Source organism: Rhizobium sp. BK275, assembly GCF_014193555.1.
Classification (GTDB): Bacteria; Pseudomonadota; Alphaproteobacteria; order Rhizobiales; family Rhizobiaceae; genus Rhizobium.
The window spans coordinates 189,076-204,885 of the sequence record NZ_JACHZL010000007.1; the positions used below are offsets into that span (position 1 = coordinate 189,076).

The window sequence follows — 15,810 nt, forward strand, 5'->3', positions numbered from 1 at the left end:
CATGCGTGATGTCGTCGGAATCCTCGCTTTTCAGCCATCGCTGGCTGCCGCTTTTGCTGGCCGCCCCCTTGCTGCTCTTGATCCTCATCTTCTTCTATGCGCCGATCATTCAGGCCTTCTACTGGTCCTTTTTCCTGGAAAGGCCCTTCGGTGGCGGGTCGGAATTCGTCGGCTGGGATAATTTCCGCCGCGTGCTGTCGGATCCGGAATTCTGGAATGCCGGCTGGCGCACCGTCATCTTCATGGTGGTCGCCTCGTCGCTCGCGGTCGCTCTGCCGCTGATCCTGGCGGTGGCCGCCGACCGGAAGATCCGCCTGTCGCTGACGGCGCGCAACGTGCTGGTCTGGCCGAAGGGTGTGGCAGGCGCCTCGATCGGCGTCGTCTTCGCCTTCGTCTTCAATCCCTTCGTCGGTGTTCTGGCGCCGATCAACCATGTCTTTCCAGGCGCCTGGGCGCCGGGCCTCGATGGAACGGATGCCTTCATCACACTCATCGTCGCGCATGTCTGGGGCGGCATTCCCTTCAATTTCGTCATCCTGCTCGCCGGCCTGCAGTCTATTCCGCGCACCATGTTCCAGGCGGCGGCGATGGATGGTGCTGGACCTTGGCGGCGGATCTTCGATGTGCAGCTGCCGCTGATCATGCCGCAGCTTTTCCTGACGCTGGTGCTGGAATTTACCGAAAGCGTCACATCCGCCTTCGCGCTGATCGATACGATCACCAAGGGCGGGCCGGGCGGCTCCACAAACCTGCTGGTCTACAAGATCTATACCGATGGCTTCAGCGGATACGACCTGTCAGGCGCCTCCACCCAGACGGCCATCCTGATGGTCTTCGTCGTCCTTCTCACCGCTGCGCAATTCCTGCTTCTCGGCCGCAGCGTCAACTACGAACGGTAGGAGAGAGCCATGATCGAAAACGCTCGCTCGCTCAATTTCGCCGCCAGCGCCATTCTGGCTGTCGGCATCGTCTTCATTCTCGGGCCGCTCTACCTGACGCTCGCCAATGCATCGCAACCCCACGAATTGCTGCTGCGCAACGGGCTTGCCTGGTATCCGGGCGACCAGTTCATCGCCAATGTTATGCGCGTCTTTACCGAGACCCGTATCCCGATCCAGATGCTGAACAGCATGCTGGTCGCTCTCTACGATGCGTTCTTCACCTGCGCGCTGTCGTTCCTGACAGCCTATGCGCTCGTCTATTTCCGCATCCGCTGGGCAGGAATCGCTTTCGCCGTGATCCTGGCGACGATCATGCTGCCGATCGATATCCGCGTCATCACCACCTATCAGGTGGCGGCGAACATCTTTTCACCGCTGAATACGCTGCTTGATCTGACCGGCGCCAATGCGTTGATCGAAAGCCTGTTCGGTGCGCCGGTTCATCTCGAACTCAGCGTGCTCGACACGCATTTCGGCCTCGTGGCGCCACTGGTTGCGCATGGCACCGGCACCTTCCTGTTCCGGCAGTTCTTCCGCACGCTGCCATCGGATCTCTTCAAGGCGGCGCGCATGGATGGGGCAGGGCCGATCCGCTTCCTCTTCCATATCCTGTTGCCGATCTCGCGCAGCAGTTTTGCAGCCCTCTTCGTGCTGACCTTCCTCAGCGGTTGGACGCAGTATCTCTGGCCACTGGTTGCCGCCTCCAAGCCCGAGATGACGACGGCGGTCGTCGGCCTCGCACGGCTTGTGCCCGACATGGAAGGCGAAGTTCCGGACTTCCCGATGCTCATGGCCGGTGTCGTGGTCGTCTCGCTCATTCCCCTTGTCATGATTGCGCTTTTGCAGCGCTACCTCGTGCAGGGCCTTGTTCTTTCGGAGAAATGACGTGAACGCCATCGATACCGCCATCCGCACCGCTGCCACCAACATCACGCTTGCAGGCGTCACCAAGGCGTATGACACGAGATCGACCGTCATCCCGCCGCTCGATGTCGAGCTTCGCGCCGGCGAATTCACCGTCGTGCTCGGCCCATCCGGTTGCGGGAAATCCACGCTGCTGCAGATGATCGCTGGGCTCGAGGCCGTCAGCGGCGGCAAGATCCTGTTCGGCAATCGCGAGGTGCAGGGCCTGGAGCCGAAGCAGCGCGGCTGCGCCATGGTCTTCCAGAATTACGCGCTCTATCCGCATATGACCGTATTCCAGAACATGGCCTACAGCCTGCGGGTCGCCGGTCTGCCCAAGGCCGAGCGCCAGCAGCGGGTCGGCGCGGTCGCCGACATGCTCGGGCTTGCCGCCTATCTCGACCGCAAGCCGGGACAGCTCTCGGGCGGCCAGCGCCAGCGCGTGGCGATCGGCCGGGCGATCGTGCGCGAGCCCGGCGTGCTGCTCTTCGATGAGCCGCTTTCCAATCTCGATGCGCAGCTTCGCCACGACATGCGCGTCGAGCTCGCCGATCTGCACCGGCGCATCGGGGCGACGACCGTTTTCGTGACCCATGACCAGGTCGAGGCGATGACGCTCGCCGACCGGATCCTCATCCTCAACAGGGGCAGCATCGAGCAGTTCGATACGCCGAAGGCGATCTATCATCGCCCGGCTTCGGTCTTCGTCGCGAAATTCATCGGCGCGCCGCCGATGAATATCCTGCCGGTGACATCAGACGGTTCGGCGCTGCGTCTGGCAGACGGGCAGGCGGTTTCTGAATACCACAAAGCTGGCAATTTCCAGCTCGGCATTCGCCCCGAGGATATCGCAATCGAAGCGGGTGGCGCGATCAAAGGCCGGCTGCGGCATCTCGAGGATCTCGGCTCGCATGCGGTACTGGCTGCCGATCTCGCCGGCACCTCCATCCGCATCGCCACACCCTTCGGCGCCGATACCCATCCCGCCACCGAGCTTTCTTTCACCTTCCCACGATCCCGGTTGCACCTGTTTGACGGCGAAACGGGGCGCGCCATTCCGGATGCATTCGCCGAGCATTGAAAGATCCCTCCATGAACTACACTGACTATGTGCGCGCGCCCCAAAGGGACTGTGCGGTCGTGGCGCATCGCGGCATCTGGCGCGATGCGCCCGAAAACAGCCTTGCTGCCATCGAAGCGGCGATCCGCGCGGGCTGCGATGTCGTCGAGATCGACGTGCGCCGCAGCGCCGATGGCGGGCTGTTCCTGCTGCATGACAAGACGCTTCAGCGCATGGCCGGCATCGACGCGGTGCCGGAGGCGCTGAGTTCCGAGCGCCTCGCGAGCCTCACGCTGAAAAACCGCGATGGCGGCGAAGGCAATGAGATGACCGGCGAGAAACTGGCGAGCCTGCGAGAGCTTTTCGATCTCACCCGCAACCGCATCTTCCTGCATCTCGATGTCAAGGATCGGGCCGTCATCCCCGAGGTCATCGCCTGTGCCCGCGACCTTGATGTCGAGGCGCAGGTGGATATCTGGGGCAGTCTTCGCACTGCAGAGGATCTTGCCTGGGTGCGCGAGACAGTCATGCCTCACGGCATGTTGTTCATGGCGAAGTCACGGATCGGCGCTACGCATGCGGCAGCCGAGCTGGATCTCCTGTTCCGACTCGCGCCGCCCGTTTGCGAAGTCTGCTTCGACCATATCGACGATATCTCGGCTCTCCATACCCGTATCGGCGAGACGGGCATGAAGCTATGGGCCAATACGCTCGATTCCGTCGCCTTTGCCGGCTTCACCGATGCGGCCGCCATTGCGGATCCTGACGCCATCTGGGGCCGGCTTATCGAGGCCGGCATCTCGCTTATCCAGACCGATGAACCGGTCGCACTGAAATCATACCTCGCCGGCCGTCGCGGCTGACACATAAGGAAAGACCATGAGCTACAAAGACTTCATCGCCGACCCGAACCGCTCCTGCGCCATCGTCGCCCATCGCGGCGCCTGGCACGGCGCGCCGGAAAACAGCCTGGCCTCCATCGAGAACGCCATTGCCGCCGGCGCCGATATCGTCGAAATCGACGTGCGCAAGAGCGCCGATGGCGAGCTTTTCCTGATGCATGACGATACGCTCTCGCGCATGGCCGGCATCGACCGCGATGCGGAGACTTTCACCATGGCCGAACTGCAGGCGATCACGCTGCGCGAAGGCAATGGCGGCGAAAATCGCGCCGTCACCGACCAGCGCATTCCAACGCTGAAGCAGGCTTTCGAAGCCATTCGCGGCCGTATCTTTGCCGATCTGGATCTGAAGGATCGCGGGTTGTTTTCGGAGGTAGCAGCCTGCGCCCGCGAGATGGGCGTCGCATCTTCCGTCGACCTCAAGACCGTCGTGATGAACCGCGCAGACATCGACTGGGTGCGCGCCCAGACTATCGAAGGCGTGCCCTTCATGGCGATGGCGCAGTTTTCGGCTGGCGATGTCGGCGACAGGCTGGCGCTGCTCTCGGAGCTCAAGCCCTTCATGTGCGAGTTGCGCTTCGACGATCTCAAGACCATCGCAAACAATCAGCAGCTCTTCAGGGATGCCAATATGGCGATCTGGTTCAATACACTTGACATGGCTGCCAGCGGCGAATGGACCGATCCCAGGGCGCTCGCCGATCCCGACGCCATCTGGGGCCGCCTCATGGATGCCGGTATCAGCACCATCCAGACCGATGAGCCGGCTGCCCTGCGGCACTATATCGAGGCCCGGAAATCGTCACGAAATCCAGCTAAAGGCCGCGTCGCGGGTTGATCCTCTGCCGACACGCGGGCCATCCGCCGCAAGACGAGGTGGCCCGCGTTGGGCTATTTCACCGGCACGACGAGCGGTGACCCCTTGGTGACGATATAGGTCGCCAGTTCCGAGGCCTTGCTAATGCCGACATTCCTTGCCGAGTGGGCAACGCCCGAGGGAATGAAGAGCGACTGGCCGGCCTTGAGTGTCACCGGTTTCCGGCCATCGAGCTCATACTCCAACGAACCTTCGATGACATAGGCGATCTCTTCGCCCGGATGCTGGTGCTTCGGCGCAAGGGCGCCGGGGGCGAAATCGACGCGGACCTGGACGGCCTGGTGGCCGGGCACGTCGATATCATCATGGACGAGATCGGTGCGCTTAATCGGTTGGTCGGCATAGGCGGGTGCCAGCTGCATTGCGCCGACAGCGAGCAGGGCAGTCATTGCCACGATCTTGATCGCATTCATTTCCATATCCTTCCGTCAGTTGCTTGAGCCCCTTGATCGGGCGACGAGGGCATTTGAGCAGAGGAATGAATTGGAAATGTTTCCGCCATCGGGGCTTTTTGTATCGCCATGTATCTGCGCGGCAGGCGGGAGATCGAGGCCGGAAGCATCCGATCGACCGATGCTTGCGTAGCGCGACAACAGCCAGAGACGGTGGTAAAATTGGCCATCGGTTGCTCCTCTTAAGGGGGAAGGGGATGGGCAAGCCTGCAGAAGGGCCTTCTATTACGCCGTCATCATCAGTGGGAAGGGCCATTATGGACGAGGTCCGTCAATCGCCCCTTCTTGCGCTCATCGTTTTCGTGCCTGTCGTCATTGTGCTGGAGCGGTTCACACCCGACGCGCACACGCTGTTGTTCCTGCTGTCGGTCGTGGCGATCGTGCCGCTGGCCGCTCTCTTGAGCCGGGCGACCGAGGCGGTTGCGGCAAGGACGGGAGATGCAGTCGGCGGACTGCTCAATGCCACGCTCGGAAACCTGACCGAACTCGTCATTTCGCTGGCGGCCCTGCAGGCGGGGCAATATCTGCTGGTCAAGGCGTCGCTGGCGGGCGCGATCGTCACCAATACGCTGTTCATGCTCGGCGGTTCTTTCCTGCTCGGCGGGCTCAAGCATCACATTCAGGAATTCAATAGGGTCAATGCGCGCTTTCAGGCTAGCTTGCTGTTCCTGGCAACGATCGCGGTTCTTGTGCCGTCGCTGCTCAGCGAAGCGGATCAGCCGCCGGCACCCGAAGTGTCGCAGACGCTGAGCCTCGGGCTTTCGATCCTGCTCATCGTCGTCTACGCACTCGGCATGTTCTTTTCGCTGCGCACCCACAAGGAGCTTTTCGCCAGCGTCAGCCATGGCGGCGAAGAGGAGAAACCGTGGCCAATGACGCTGGCTCTCGTCCTGCTGGTTGTCGTGACGCTGCTGGTGGCGCTGGTCAGCGAGATCTTCGTCGGATCGGTGCAGGTTGCCGCCGAACATCTCGGCATGACGCCGGCCTTTGTCGGTTTCATCGTCGTGGCGCTGGTGGGCGCGGCCGCGGAAATGACGACGGCCTTTTCGGCGGCGCGTGCCGATCGGCTGGATCTCAGCGTCGGCATCGCGCTCGGCAGTGCGGCCCAGATCGCGCTCTTCGTCGCGCCTCTCCTGGTGGTGGTCAGCTATTTCATCGGCCCGGAACCCATGACGCTGCAATTCTGGCGCGGCGCGGTGACAATGATGATCGTTGCCACGCTCGCCGCCACGCTCTTGTCCAATGGCGGACGCGGCGCCTGGTATGCGGGGGTCATGGCTCTGGCGCTTTACGGGATTTTCGCTTTCACCCTGTTCGTCCTACCGCCGGCAAGTCCGTCCTGATCATTCGCCCTGCCGAATGGCGGCTGGGGACGCATGCCCGATGGATTGGCCCGATGGATTGCAGGAGGGGAATGGCAGGGACATGACGACAAAGATCGGTACGACATTTCAATCGAGTACACGGATGAGACGCCTGTTCTTCGCGGCGCTTTTCAACCAGATCCGCATCCTCTGGCCGATTTTTTCCGGCGTGCTGATCGTCATGGTCGGGGCTGGCGCCGTTGTCGGCTGGATCGAGGGCTGGGGCATTGGTGAGAGCCTGTATTTCACCTTCGTCACCGGTCTGACGATCGGCTACGGCGATCTTGCGCCGAAGAGTACCATAGCACGCATCCTGTTCGTGCCGATCGGCCTTTGCGGCATCATACTGACCGGCCTTGTTGCCGCCGTCAGTGTGCAGGCGCTCGATGCGGCGGGCCGCGCCCGAACCGAACAGGATGATCTCAACGATACCAGATCGTAAGGCGTCACGCTGATTGCATCATCCGGTTTCCATGCGTAATCAAATACAATAGTGTTGACTAATTGATCAGCATCCACTATTGGATTTTCCATGATCGAAGCTGAAACCATAACCGCCGTCATGCGCGCCCTTGCCGATCCCACGCGGCGGGCCGTGTTCGAGCGCATCGTCAATTCCGAAGAGATCACCGTGGTCGAACTGACCCGCGGCAGCAAGGTCACGCAAGGCGCCATCTCCCAGCATCTCAAATCCTTGAAACAGGCCGGTCTCGTCAGCGAGCGCCCGGAGGGCCGCAACGTCTATTACCGCGCCGAGCCCGGCGGTCTGGCGCCGCTGGCCGACTGGATGAGCCATTACGGCATCTTCTGGCGCGAACGCTTCACCGATCTCAGAAAGCTCTTGAAGGAAATCGACCCATGAACCAAGTCATTCACCCCGAGAGGCACGCCTCCGACACGCAGGCCATCGTGGTCGACGAAGTCTTCCCGCATGCGCCTGACATCATCTGGAAGGCACTGACCAGCGGAGACCTGATCGGCCGCTGGTTGATGCCACCTGATGGATTTGCGCCTGTGGCCGGCAACCGCTTCACCTTTCAGACCAAACCGGCAGGCGAATGGGATGGCACCATCCATTGCGAGGTGCTTGAAGTCGTACCGAACCAGCGGCTGTCCTATGCGTGGAAGGGGGGCCATGAGAGCAATGCCGACGGCTACGGCTCGAAACTGGAGACGGTCGTCACCTTCACTCTTGCCAGGACCGACACAGGCACACGCCTGCGCCTCGTTCATTCCGGCTTCGTGCTTCCCAGGAACGACACCGCCTATCGCAACATGAGCGAGGGCTGGAAGAAGGTTGTCGAGCGGCTAGACACCGTCGTCGCCGAAGAGGCGTCTTCGCGGATACGGCATTGATTCAAGAGGAGAACGACATGACCAAGTCCCATACCGGTGGCTGCGCCTGTGGCGCGATCCGCTACGAGATATCAGGCGAGCCGGCCGTCATGGTCGATTGCCAGTGCCGGCAGTGTCAGCGCTCCAGCGGCACCGGGCATCAATCGCATCTGACCTTTATCGCTGCGGAGGTGAAGGTCGAGGGAGAGGCATCCTCGTGGCAGACGGTCGGCGAGGGCGGAACCGTTAAGCAGCGCGGCTTCTGCCCGACATGCGGTTCGGCCGTCTACATGACGTTTCCCGACATGCCCGAGGTCTTCATCGTCACGCCGGCAAGCCTCGACGACCCGAGCCGCTATCAGCCGCAACTGGTGTCCTGGACCGCGGCCGGATATGCTTGGGACCACCTCGATCCGGCCGTGCCGAAATTCGAGAAAATGCCGCCGGCGTGATGGCTAGACCTCTATGAGGGCTCAGGGATAGAGCTGACGCATCCTTGCGTCGATCTGAGCCCAGCTAAATTGCCCGAGTGGGCTGCTTGGCCCTTTTGCCTGATCGTGGGGCCAGTCTTTAGACGAGGACCAGCGACCAGCGGAACTCTACAGTCTCCATCCGAATTTCGGCTCAGCGAAGAAACAGATTCCGTGCAGACCAGATGCAAAAAGCCGCGGCGATCAGCCAGATGACGATGATCGCGATAAGCCCCGAACGGCTGACCGGGCGCTGTGCCCGCTGGGTGGCCATGTCCCGGAATTCCGCCATCAGCGGCTCCGGAATGAGGCGGATGGCGATGAGGATGCCGAACGGAACGATGATGAGATCATCGAGATAGCCGAGCACGGGCACGAAATCCGGGATGAGATCGACGGGCGAAAGCGCGTAGGCAGCAACCGCGCCGGCGACGATTTTGGCCACAACAGGCGTTCGGCTGTCACGCGCGGCAATCCAGAGTGCGACCACGTCGCGTTTCACGGATCGCGCCCATTGTTTTGTCGCTGTCAGCCATTCGCTCATTCTTGCGCGGCTTAGAACTTCACCTTGAGCCCAAGCATGGGTCCCTGTTGGACCACATCGAAGACGAATCCGTCGTTGCTGTAATCGACCCCGAGTGCGCGGTAGCCGGCAAGCGCCGAGACGGTGTTGTTGAAGTTGTAGCCGATCGCCGCGGCGACGTCCCAATCAAGGTCGGCACCGCCGGCACCGATAAGTCCCCAACCGGTCAGGTAGATTTCCGGGGTGATGGAATAGGTTCCCTTGAAACCGGCCATGCCATCGACCCAGGTTGCCTCATCGGTGGCAGAACGTCCGTCGAGAAAGCCGCCGCTGAAGGACAGTTCGCTTTTGACGGACCACACGCGCCCGCCGCCGACAATGTCGAGCCGCGCTGCATTGTCCTCGTAGACCGAGTAACCGGCACCAAGCAAGCCTGCGAAGGTTTCGGACGAGAGTTCGACGTCAGTCGCCAAAATCCCCCTCGGCGTGCCCGACTGACCTGATATCTTCGAATAGATTACATCGCCGAAGATGCTGTAAGGTCCGTAACGGGCTTCCCCCATCGCCATCGCGGCGAAATCGAGGTGATCGAGGATGTCGCTGAAGCTGGCATCGACCTGAACTTCCGGCAGTCCGAACTGGGCAACGTCGCCCGACAGCCCTGCCGCCCAGAAATAGGGCACGAATGTAAACGTCCAGCCACTTTCGGTCTTTATCGGCTGCAGCTGCGGCGTCATCGGGGATTGGATGTCCGCGGCCAAGGCACCGCCGGTGATGAAACAGATTCCGATGCAGGCCAGAGTTCGAGTGACAGAAGATTTCATTATTTCCCCCGCAAATGCTCAGCGCGCGATGAAAGCCGAATCCCGCCCCAACAGCCTCGATCATGATCGAGGCCTCAGATTTTTCCAAATATTTTCGACTGCTAATATTTTTGGTTGCCGGCGGCATTTTGTAACCGTGGCTTGATTGCCACAGTCGGCGCCTGTTCTGTTCGCATTTGCCTAGCCGACATGTGCCCCCTGGTTTGCCGCTCCCAGAAACCAGTCACGCGCCTGCTCGCCGTCGGCAGATACGCCTTCACCATTCTTGTAAAGCGTTCCTAAGGCATGCTGCGCGTGAGCGTGGCGGGTTCGAGGCAATTGCCCTATCAATGCAGCATCAAGCCGGCTCAATAACAGGTCGTCACCGCTCGGCCGTAGGCATCGTAGACGGTCCGGCAGCCGGTCGACGCCGCCGCGCCCACGGCGACGGCTCGGCGTGTCGTCCGCCTTGCCACGCCGGCATAGCTCATCGGCGTCGCCGGCCGACCGATACGCGCCTCGGCCTTGCCGACCCAGGTCTCGGGATTCGACAATGAGCCATTGTCGGCCATGACCAGAGCGCTGAGGCCAACCATGCCGGCGATCATCGTTTTCGTGATGTTCATTGTTGCGCTCCTTCTGTCGCGGCAGGCGGCACCTCGTCGAGAGCCGAAAGATCCTTGATCTCCACCTTCGAGCCCGCGCCATCGACCTTGAATTCAAACGCCGCATTCCCGATTGCCGCACCTGGCTTCCAATCCCGGACCTCGACCGTGTATTGCGGCGAGCCGGTCACCGTCTTGCTGGTGATCACCATCTTGCAGGGGATCGGTTCCGGACCTGTTCTGACCCAGAGCTGCCAATCGGTCTCGTTGTTCCTGAAGGCGAGGTGTTCGCACTCGACACCATCGATGACGCCCTGGCCGATGTATTTTGCGGCCAGCACGTCTGCGCTCAAGGCGGCATAGACATCGCTCAAGAGCAGATCAACGCCCGGCGCACCAATGCCGAACTCATGGCGCATCCGATCGACCAGGGCATCAATCGTCCCGCCGGCGCTCGCCTGCGCATACTTCTTGTTGTCGATGTCATGGATCGTCAGCGTGGTCCCGTCGAAGATCATCTCCACAGCTGCATAACCGCCAACACGCTCCACTCTCAGTTTGTCGGGACGCTTCAACTGCAGGGTCGTCGAACTGTCGAACTGGATTTTCTCGAGTTCCGGCGTGATCACCTCGATGCTCGAGTTGAACTTCGCCGAGATCGTCGACTGCCTTGCCAGATAGTCCGACATCGACTTGAGAACGGCTTTGGGATCGACTTGGGGATCGACTTTGCCGCCGTTCGCAAACGACGGCACGACTACTGCGCTTGCCAAGGCCAAGGCTATGATTGCCCTGCGAGTCGTCCGCAACCCCAGAAACTCTGTGAGAAAAGGCCTATCTGCGATGCCATTGCAATACCGCATCGTCCCCCCTTTAAAGGAATAGCCCAATTACACCTTCACACTAGGCGTGAGTACCTACGCCGCGAAGCTGGGCCGCTCCTCAGCAAAGAATAGCGCAGTAAACCGGAATTAAAATAAGTATTTTCTAATGTATGTATTTGCCCGATATCATCGTCATTGACGCAGATCAAAGTCGTCAGCACTTTGCGCCTATTCTGCGATATCCCGGGCCGAGTGCCGGGAGCAGAAGAAACTCGGCCTCGCGCCATGCTGGAATATGTTGCCGGGACAGCCCCGGATGTTTTCCGTTTGTTCTTTTTCGCCGTTACGTTACATTGCTCTCGTGCGCGACGCCGATTTTCGCGAAAAAGGAGTTTGCATGAAGGCGATTTTGTTTGGGATTTTCTTGTTCGCCGCCGGAAACGCGTCTGCTTCCTGCGATCTGGTTTCGGCTCCGTGTTCTACCGACAGTTCAGGCAATACCTATATCAGAGAGCAGAATCTCGGTGGCGGCTACAATACGTATCGGAACGGAGATCTCTATTCGCAGACGCATCAGCAGCTCAATGGCACCTATCGAGAGATCTATTCGAGCGGCGGCTACCGGACTTATTACAGCGACCCCAATCGCCGCGACCCTTATCGGGACGATCCGAAGGGCACGGTCGGCCGCTGAGGTGAAGCCGATCTGCAGCCCACCCTGAGCGGTTTTGACAACGGCGCCATTGCTGCTGAAGCGGGCCGGACACCTGCTCCACACTTTGCTGCTGGAATTGCTCTAGTGATGCTTGAAATACTGTACCTCGCGCTCATGTTTTTCGGCGGCTTCCCGGGTCTTGAAGGTGCCAAGGTTCTTGCGTTTGTGCGTCTTCGCATCGGGTTTGCGGGAATAGAGACGATATTCGCCTGACTTCAGCTTGCGGATCATCTGAACCTCCTGTGCTGAGGGGTAAATCCCCGCAGCCTCATCCGGTTCCGGCTTGCAAGGACGATCTTTCTCAAAGTCACCGTGTGGCGATAACAGGCCGAAGCACGTCGATCAGCTCGGTGGAGCCTCTGCGGACATCGGGCGCATTCGGCTCGACGTCGATGAGGCCGCCTCGGCTGTGAACCTCGTAAAGCTTGGTCAGGAGATCGGCGGCGCTGGCGCTCATCACCCGTCCTAGGCTTTCCCGCCACAGCGAGCGGGGCAGGGCTTCAACGCGTTCGTCGTCGCTATCAGATGATCGCTTCGATCAGAAACGGCCCGCGGCGCCTGAGCGCGGTATCGAAGAGGTCGGCAAATTGCTCGCAGCTGTGCGCGCCCGCGGCATCGACGCCCATGCCCTTGGCGATCAATACCCAGTCCCAGGCTGGGTGGTCGAGGTCCATCATCCGGCGGGCGTTTTCGCCGATTCCGTTGACGCCGACATTGCGCATTTCGGCATGAAGCACGGCATAGGCGCGGTTGGCGAAGATGATCGTCACCACGTCGAGATTTTCACGCGCCTGCGTCCACAGGCCCTGCACCGTGTACATGGCGCTGCCATCGGCCTGCAGATTGATGACCTTGCGGTCGGGACAGGCGATCGCCGCACCCGTCGCAAGCGGTATGCCGCAGCCGATCGAGCCGCCCGTGTTCATCAGGTAATCGTGCGGTGCCGAGCCGGCCGAAAGTTCGAAGAAGCGGCGGGCCGAGGTGACCCCCTCGTCGCAGACGATGGCATTGTCGGGAAGTCTTTCCGCCACCATCACGGCGATCGCATCTTCGGTCAGATGCCCGAAGGGAGTGATATGGTCGGAAGCGGTACTTGCCCTTGGCAGAGGCTGCGATGGCCTGACGCCGAGTTCGTCCTTGAGTGCTTCCAGCGCGCCTTTCAGATCTTCGCCATGCCTTGCCAGGGTCAGAACCTTGCAGCCTTTGCGCACCAGCCTTCCGGGCTTGCCCGGATAGGCAAAGAAGGCGACAGGCTCGGGCGCGCCAACCAATACCAGCACATCGATATCGGCCAGTAGATCCAGGGCGGCGTCGATCGGGTAGGGGATGCGGGTCACGGCGACACGGCCGCGGCCGCGCTCGACCCTCGGCAGTTGCATCTCGCTGAAGAGACGCACATCCCTGGCAGCCGCAATTGCACCCGCAATCTCCAGGCAGTCGGCGCGGGCAGCCGCACCGCTGACCAGAATTCCAGCCTCTCCGGGCGTGTCTCTGATGGCGGCGGCAACCTCGCGCACGACGTCCATGTTCACGGCCGATGGCACTGGCCGAGACAGCCTCACCGGCTGCTCCGCTTCGACATCACCCCAGGCAGCATCTGCCGGCAGGATGAGCGTTGCCACACCGGGCGGTGACATTGAGGCACGGTAGGCGGCCTCCGTCGCGCCGGCAATTTCTTCCGGGCTGCGGATACGGTGCACCCAGTTGGACATCGCGCCTGCCAGGCTCTCGATGTCAGATGTCAGCGGCGCGTCGAGGGGAAGATGATAGGAGGCATGATCGCCGACGATGTTGATGACCGGTACTCTGGCGCGGCGGGCATTGTGGAGATTGGCAAGGCCATTGGCGAGCCCCGGCCCGGTGTGCAGCAATGTCGCCGCCGGGTGATCGGTCATGCGCGCATAACCATCGGCCGCGCCCGTTACTACGCCCTCGGAGAGGCCAAGAACGCAGCGCATTTCCGGCTTGCGGTCGAGGGCGGCCACGAAATGCATTTCCGACGTCCCGGGATTGGCAAAACAAACCCTGACATCGTTTGCCAGGAGCGTATCACACAGGCTGTCCGCACCATTCATGGCAGTTTCCTCCCGCTTGCTTCAGCCTTGCACGAGAAAAATATAAGCACAACCTTGAATAACGCGTCCGTCCGGGCGTTTCCTAGGCCGACATCAGATGATCCAGAAGGCTGCGGGCATGGATCGATAATTCCGCTCGTTCTGCCGTGCAGACCACCAGCTGCCGTGTCGCCCAGTCATCCGAGAGGCGGAGAACGACAATCCCGGATGATCGCCCGGCGCGGCGGGCGGCCGTTTCAGGCACGATGCCGATACCGATATCGGCACCCGCCAGCCGGCAGATGGCCCCGAAATCGCGCAGCCGCATGCGGGTCTTCAGCCTGATGCCGATGCGGCCCGCCTGCACATCGATATGATCCTGCAGGGCGCCGCCGGCGAGGCCGATGAAATGCTCATCGACGAGATCGGCGAAGCGGACACGGCTCTCTCGGGCCAGGGGATGGCCCTTGCTGACAACGACGACGAGCCGATCCATGGCGAAAGGTCTTACCGCCAGCCCAGCCATATCCGCCGCGGCCGAGAGGATGCCGATCTCGGCGTGGCCAGCCGCCACGCTTCTAGCAATCTCGAGGCTCTGCCGTTCCTTCAACTGCAGATCCACCTGCGGGTTGGCGGCCATCCAGGATGCGAGCCGTTCAGGCAGATGTTCCGATATGGCAGCGGTGTTGGCGAGAATGCTGATCGTCGAGCGCAGCCCCCGCGCATATTCGCCGAGCTCGCCATGCATCTGCCTGATCTGGCCGAGAATCACGCGGGCATGGTGGGCGAGCGCTTCCCCGGCTTCTGTTGGCGAGATGCCGCGCCGGCCGCGTTCCAGCAGGATGACTTCGCCGAGCGCCTCCATGTCGCGCAGGCGTTCGCTCGCAGCGGCAAGCGAGAGCCCTGCATCTGCCGCCCCATGGGTGATGCTGCCGGCATCGACGACGGCGAGAAACAGGCGAAGGTCGGTCAGATCGAAACGCATTTTGCCACGATAGGATATTTTGTGCCTTCGGACCAGCCGAAGGCAGGCTCGGGAACTTCCGCATTGTCCGTGGCCTAGGAGCTGCTACCGATGCGGCATGTCCGAGCTTTCCATCGCCTTCCTGTCAGCAATCACCGCCACCTTCTTTGCCGCCGGCCTCGTGAAGGGTGTCACCGGCATGGGACTTCCAACGGTCGCCATGAGCATATTGGGCGTTTTGACCTCGCCGCTGACGGCGGCAAGCCTGCTGATCGCACCATCGTCAGTCACCAATCTCTGGCAGTTATTTGCAGGCCCGAGCTTCGCTCCGCTTCTGCGGCGGTTCTGGCCGATGATGACAGCCGTCGTTGCGGGAACGATGATTGGGTCGGCATGGCTTGCGAGCGGCGATACCAGCCTTACGACCAAGGGGCTTGGCGCAACGCTGGTGCTCTATGCTGCCTATGCGCTGTTTGGCCGTCCGCTCCGCGTGCCGGCGGCGATGGAGCCATGGCTTACGCCCGTCATCGGTGCGGCGACGGGCCTCGTTACGGGCAGCACAGGCGTTTTCGTCGTCCCGGCCGTGCCTTATCTGCAGGCGCTCGGGCTTGCGAAGGATGATCTGGTGCAGGCGCTCGGCCTGTCCTTCACCGTCTCTACGGTTGCGCTTGCAGCCTCGCTCGGCCTGCGCAACGCCTTCGAAGGGGACAATCTTGCGCTTTCGGTCTTGGCGATCCTGCCGGCACTGGCGGGCATGTGGGCCGGGCAGGGGCTGCGCGATCGGATTGCGCCGGCAACCTTCCGCCGCTGGTTTCTCGTCTGCCTTCTGCTGCTCGGCGCCGAGATGTGTCTGTGGCCGCGCTGAGGCCCGTCGACTTTACGGTGCCACGCCGGTCACCTTGCACTCGGCATCGGTCGTGAAGGTGCCCTTGTTCTGGTCAAGCACGGTCAGCACGTTGCCGAAGGGATCGCGCACGACGGGCGCCGGTGAAGTGCGCAGAGCGTCTGCATTCTCCCT

At 61.5% G+C, this 15,810-nt stretch carries 22 protein-coding genes; 13 read left to right on the forward strand and 9 right to left on the reverse strand.

The annotated features are described in order from the left end of the window. The first annotated feature begins 8 nt into the window (after positions 1-8). Genes FHT82_RS22120 through FHT82_RS22140 form a run of 5 tightly spaced genes read left to right on the forward strand, consistent with a single transcriptional unit; the run spans position 9 to position 4,644 of the window. On the forward strand, positions 9-899 hold the full coding sequence (locus FHT82_RS22120) for a sugar ABC transporter permease (protein WP_183734826.1): 891 nt from the start codon (positions 9-11) through the stop codon (positions 897-899). A 9-nt stretch (positions 900-908) separates the two neighbouring features. After that, positions 909-1,826 carry an ABC transporter permease subunit gene (locus FHT82_RS22125; protein WP_183734827.1) on the forward strand — a complete coding sequence of 306 codons (918 nt, stop codon included), beginning with the start codon at positions 909-911 and terminating at the stop codon, positions 1,824-1,826. Between the two features lies 1 nt (position 1,827). Further along, on the forward strand, positions 1,828-2,925 hold the full coding sequence (ugpC, locus tag FHT82_RS22130; protein ID WP_183734828.1) for a sn-glycerol-3-phosphate ABC transporter ATP-binding protein UgpC: 1,098 nt from the start codon (positions 1,828-1,830) through the stop codon (positions 2,923-2,925). Positions 2,926-2,936: 11 nt separating this feature from the next. Further along, positions 2,937-3,767, forward strand: coding sequence for a glycerophosphodiester phosphodiesterase family protein (locus FHT82_RS22135; protein WP_183734829.1), 831 nt, complete (start codon positions 2,937-2,939; stop codon positions 3,765-3,767). Positions 3,768-3,783: 16 nt separating this feature from the next. Beyond that, positions 3,784-4,644 (forward strand): glycerophosphodiester phosphodiesterase family protein, encoded by an 861-nt coding sequence (locus FHT82_RS22140; RefSeq protein WP_183734830.1) that lies wholly within the window; start codon positions 3,784-3,786, stop codon positions 4,642-4,644. A gap of 53 nt (positions 4,645-4,697) precedes the next feature. Here the strand turns inward: FHT82_RS22140 and FHT82_RS22145 are convergent, their stop codons facing one another. Next, entirely contained in the window at positions 4,698-5,096 is a 399-nt protein-coding gene (locus FHT82_RS22145; protein WP_183734831.1) for a cupin domain-containing protein, read from the reverse strand. 236 nt (positions 5,097-5,332) lie between these two features. Here FHT82_RS22145 and cax point away from each other — a divergent pair, with 236 nt between their 5' ends. The 5 genes from cax to FHT82_RS22170 all read left to right on the forward strand — a co-directional run bounded on the left by cax (position 5,333) and on the right by FHT82_RS22170 (position 8,286). Then, on the forward strand, positions 5,333-6,478 hold the full coding sequence (gene cax / locus FHT82_RS22150) for a calcium/proton exchanger (RefSeq protein ID WP_183734832.1): 1,146 nt from the start codon (positions 5,333-5,335) through the stop codon (positions 6,476-6,478). A 124-nt stretch (positions 6,479-6,602) separates the two neighbouring features. Further along, entirely contained in the window at positions 6,603-6,941 is a 339-nt protein-coding gene (locus FHT82_RS22155) for a potassium channel family protein (RefSeq protein ID WP_183735093.1), read from the forward strand. Between the two features lie 90 nt (positions 6,942-7,031). Continuing rightward, the gene (locus tag FHT82_RS22160; RefSeq protein ID WP_183734833.1) at positions 7,032-7,361 is read left to right on the forward strand and encodes a metalloregulator ArsR/SmtB family transcription factor; all 330 of its coding nucleotides are present in this window, start codon (positions 7,032-7,034) and stop codon (positions 7,359-7,361) included. After that, positions 7,358-7,855, forward strand: coding sequence for an SRPBCC domain-containing protein (locus FHT82_RS22165; RefSeq protein WP_183734834.1), 498 nt, complete (start codon positions 7,358-7,360; stop codon positions 7,853-7,855). Before FHT82_RS22160 ends, FHT82_RS22165 begins: the two co-directional genes overlap by 4 nt. Positions 7,856-7,872: 17 nt before the next feature. Next, the gene (locus tag FHT82_RS22170) at positions 7,873-8,286 is read left to right on the forward strand and encodes a GFA family protein (RefSeq protein WP_183734835.1); all 414 of its coding nucleotides are present in this window, start codon (positions 7,873-7,875) and stop codon (positions 8,284-8,286) included. A 172-nt stretch (positions 8,287-8,458) separates the two neighbouring features. Here FHT82_RS22170 and FHT82_RS22175 read toward each other — a convergent pair whose 3' ends face one another. Both FHT82_RS22175 and FHT82_RS22180 read right to left on the reverse strand, forming a co-directional pair. Beyond that, positions 8,459-8,848 carry a YkvA family protein gene (locus tag FHT82_RS22175; RefSeq protein ID WP_183734836.1) on the reverse strand — a complete coding sequence of 130 codons (390 nt, stop codon included), beginning with the start codon at positions 8,846-8,848 and terminating at the stop codon, positions 8,459-8,461. Positions 8,849-8,859: 11 nt separating this feature from the next. Then, positions 8,860-9,651 (reverse strand): hypothetical protein, encoded by a 792-nt coding sequence (locus FHT82_RS22180; RefSeq protein WP_183734837.1) that lies wholly within the window; start codon positions 9,649-9,651, stop codon positions 8,860-8,862. Here FHT82_RS22180 and FHT82_RS22185 point away from each other — a divergent pair. Continuing rightward, positions 9,575-9,796 carry a hypothetical protein gene (locus tag FHT82_RS22185; protein WP_183735111.1) on the forward strand — a complete coding sequence of 74 codons (222 nt, stop codon included), beginning with the start codon at positions 9,575-9,577 and terminating at the stop codon, positions 9,794-9,796. The two genes, FHT82_RS22180 and FHT82_RS22185, sit on opposite strands and share 77 nt — an antisense overlap. A 202-nt stretch (positions 9,797-9,998) precedes the next feature. On the opposite strand, the gene FHT82_RS22190 is transcribed toward FHT82_RS22185, so the two are convergent. Both FHT82_RS22190 and FHT82_RS22195 read right to left on the reverse strand, forming a co-directional pair. After that, complete coding sequence (locus FHT82_RS22190; RefSeq protein WP_246698214.1) at positions 9,999-10,202, reverse strand: hypothetical protein; 204 nt, start codon at positions 10,200-10,202, stop codon at positions 9,999-10,001. A 50-nt stretch (positions 10,203-10,252) separates the two neighbouring features. Further along, positions 10,253-11,125: a DUF2092 domain-containing protein gene (locus FHT82_RS22195; RefSeq protein ID WP_246698197.1), complete on the reverse strand. Its 873-nt coding sequence runs from the start codon at positions 11,123-11,125 to the stop codon at positions 10,253-10,255. 250 nt (positions 11,126-11,375) lie between these two features. Between FHT82_RS22195 and FHT82_RS22200 the strand changes: the two genes are divergently transcribed. Next, positions 11,376-11,753 carry a hypothetical protein gene (locus FHT82_RS22200; protein ID WP_183734839.1) on the forward strand — a complete coding sequence of 126 codons (378 nt, stop codon included), beginning with the start codon at positions 11,376-11,378 and terminating at the stop codon, positions 11,751-11,753. A gap of 102 nt (positions 11,754-11,855) precedes the next feature. On the opposite strand, the gene FHT82_RS22205 is transcribed toward FHT82_RS22200, so the two are convergent. From FHT82_RS22205 to FHT82_RS22220, 4 genes are all read right to left on the reverse strand, one after another. Continuing rightward, positions 11,856-12,005, reverse strand: coding sequence for a hypothetical protein (locus FHT82_RS22205; RefSeq protein WP_113308362.1), 150 nt, complete (start codon positions 12,003-12,005; stop codon positions 11,856-11,858). 76 nt (positions 12,006-12,081) lie between these two features. Then, complete coding sequence (locus FHT82_RS22210; RefSeq protein WP_183734840.1) at positions 12,082-12,231, reverse strand: hypothetical protein; 150 nt, start codon at positions 12,229-12,231, stop codon at positions 12,082-12,084. 64 nt (positions 12,232-12,295) lie between these two features. Then, complete coding sequence (locus FHT82_RS22215; RefSeq protein ID WP_183734841.1) at positions 12,296-13,849, reverse strand: acetolactate synthase large subunit; 1,554 nt, start codon at positions 13,847-13,849, stop codon at positions 12,296-12,298. An 82-nt stretch (positions 13,850-13,931) separates the two neighbouring features. After that, positions 13,932-14,813 (reverse strand): LysR family transcriptional regulator, encoded by an 882-nt coding sequence (locus FHT82_RS22220; RefSeq protein WP_183734842.1) that lies wholly within the window; start codon positions 14,811-14,813, stop codon positions 13,932-13,934. 97 nt (positions 14,814-14,910) lie between these two features. Between FHT82_RS22220 and FHT82_RS22225 the strand changes: the two genes are divergently transcribed. Next, the gene (locus tag FHT82_RS22225) at positions 14,911-15,657 is read left to right on the forward strand and encodes a sulfite exporter TauE/SafE family protein (protein ID WP_183734843.1); all 747 of its coding nucleotides are present in this window, start codon (positions 14,911-14,913) and stop codon (positions 15,655-15,657) included. The last annotated feature ends 153 nt before the right edge of the window (positions 15,658-15,810 follow it).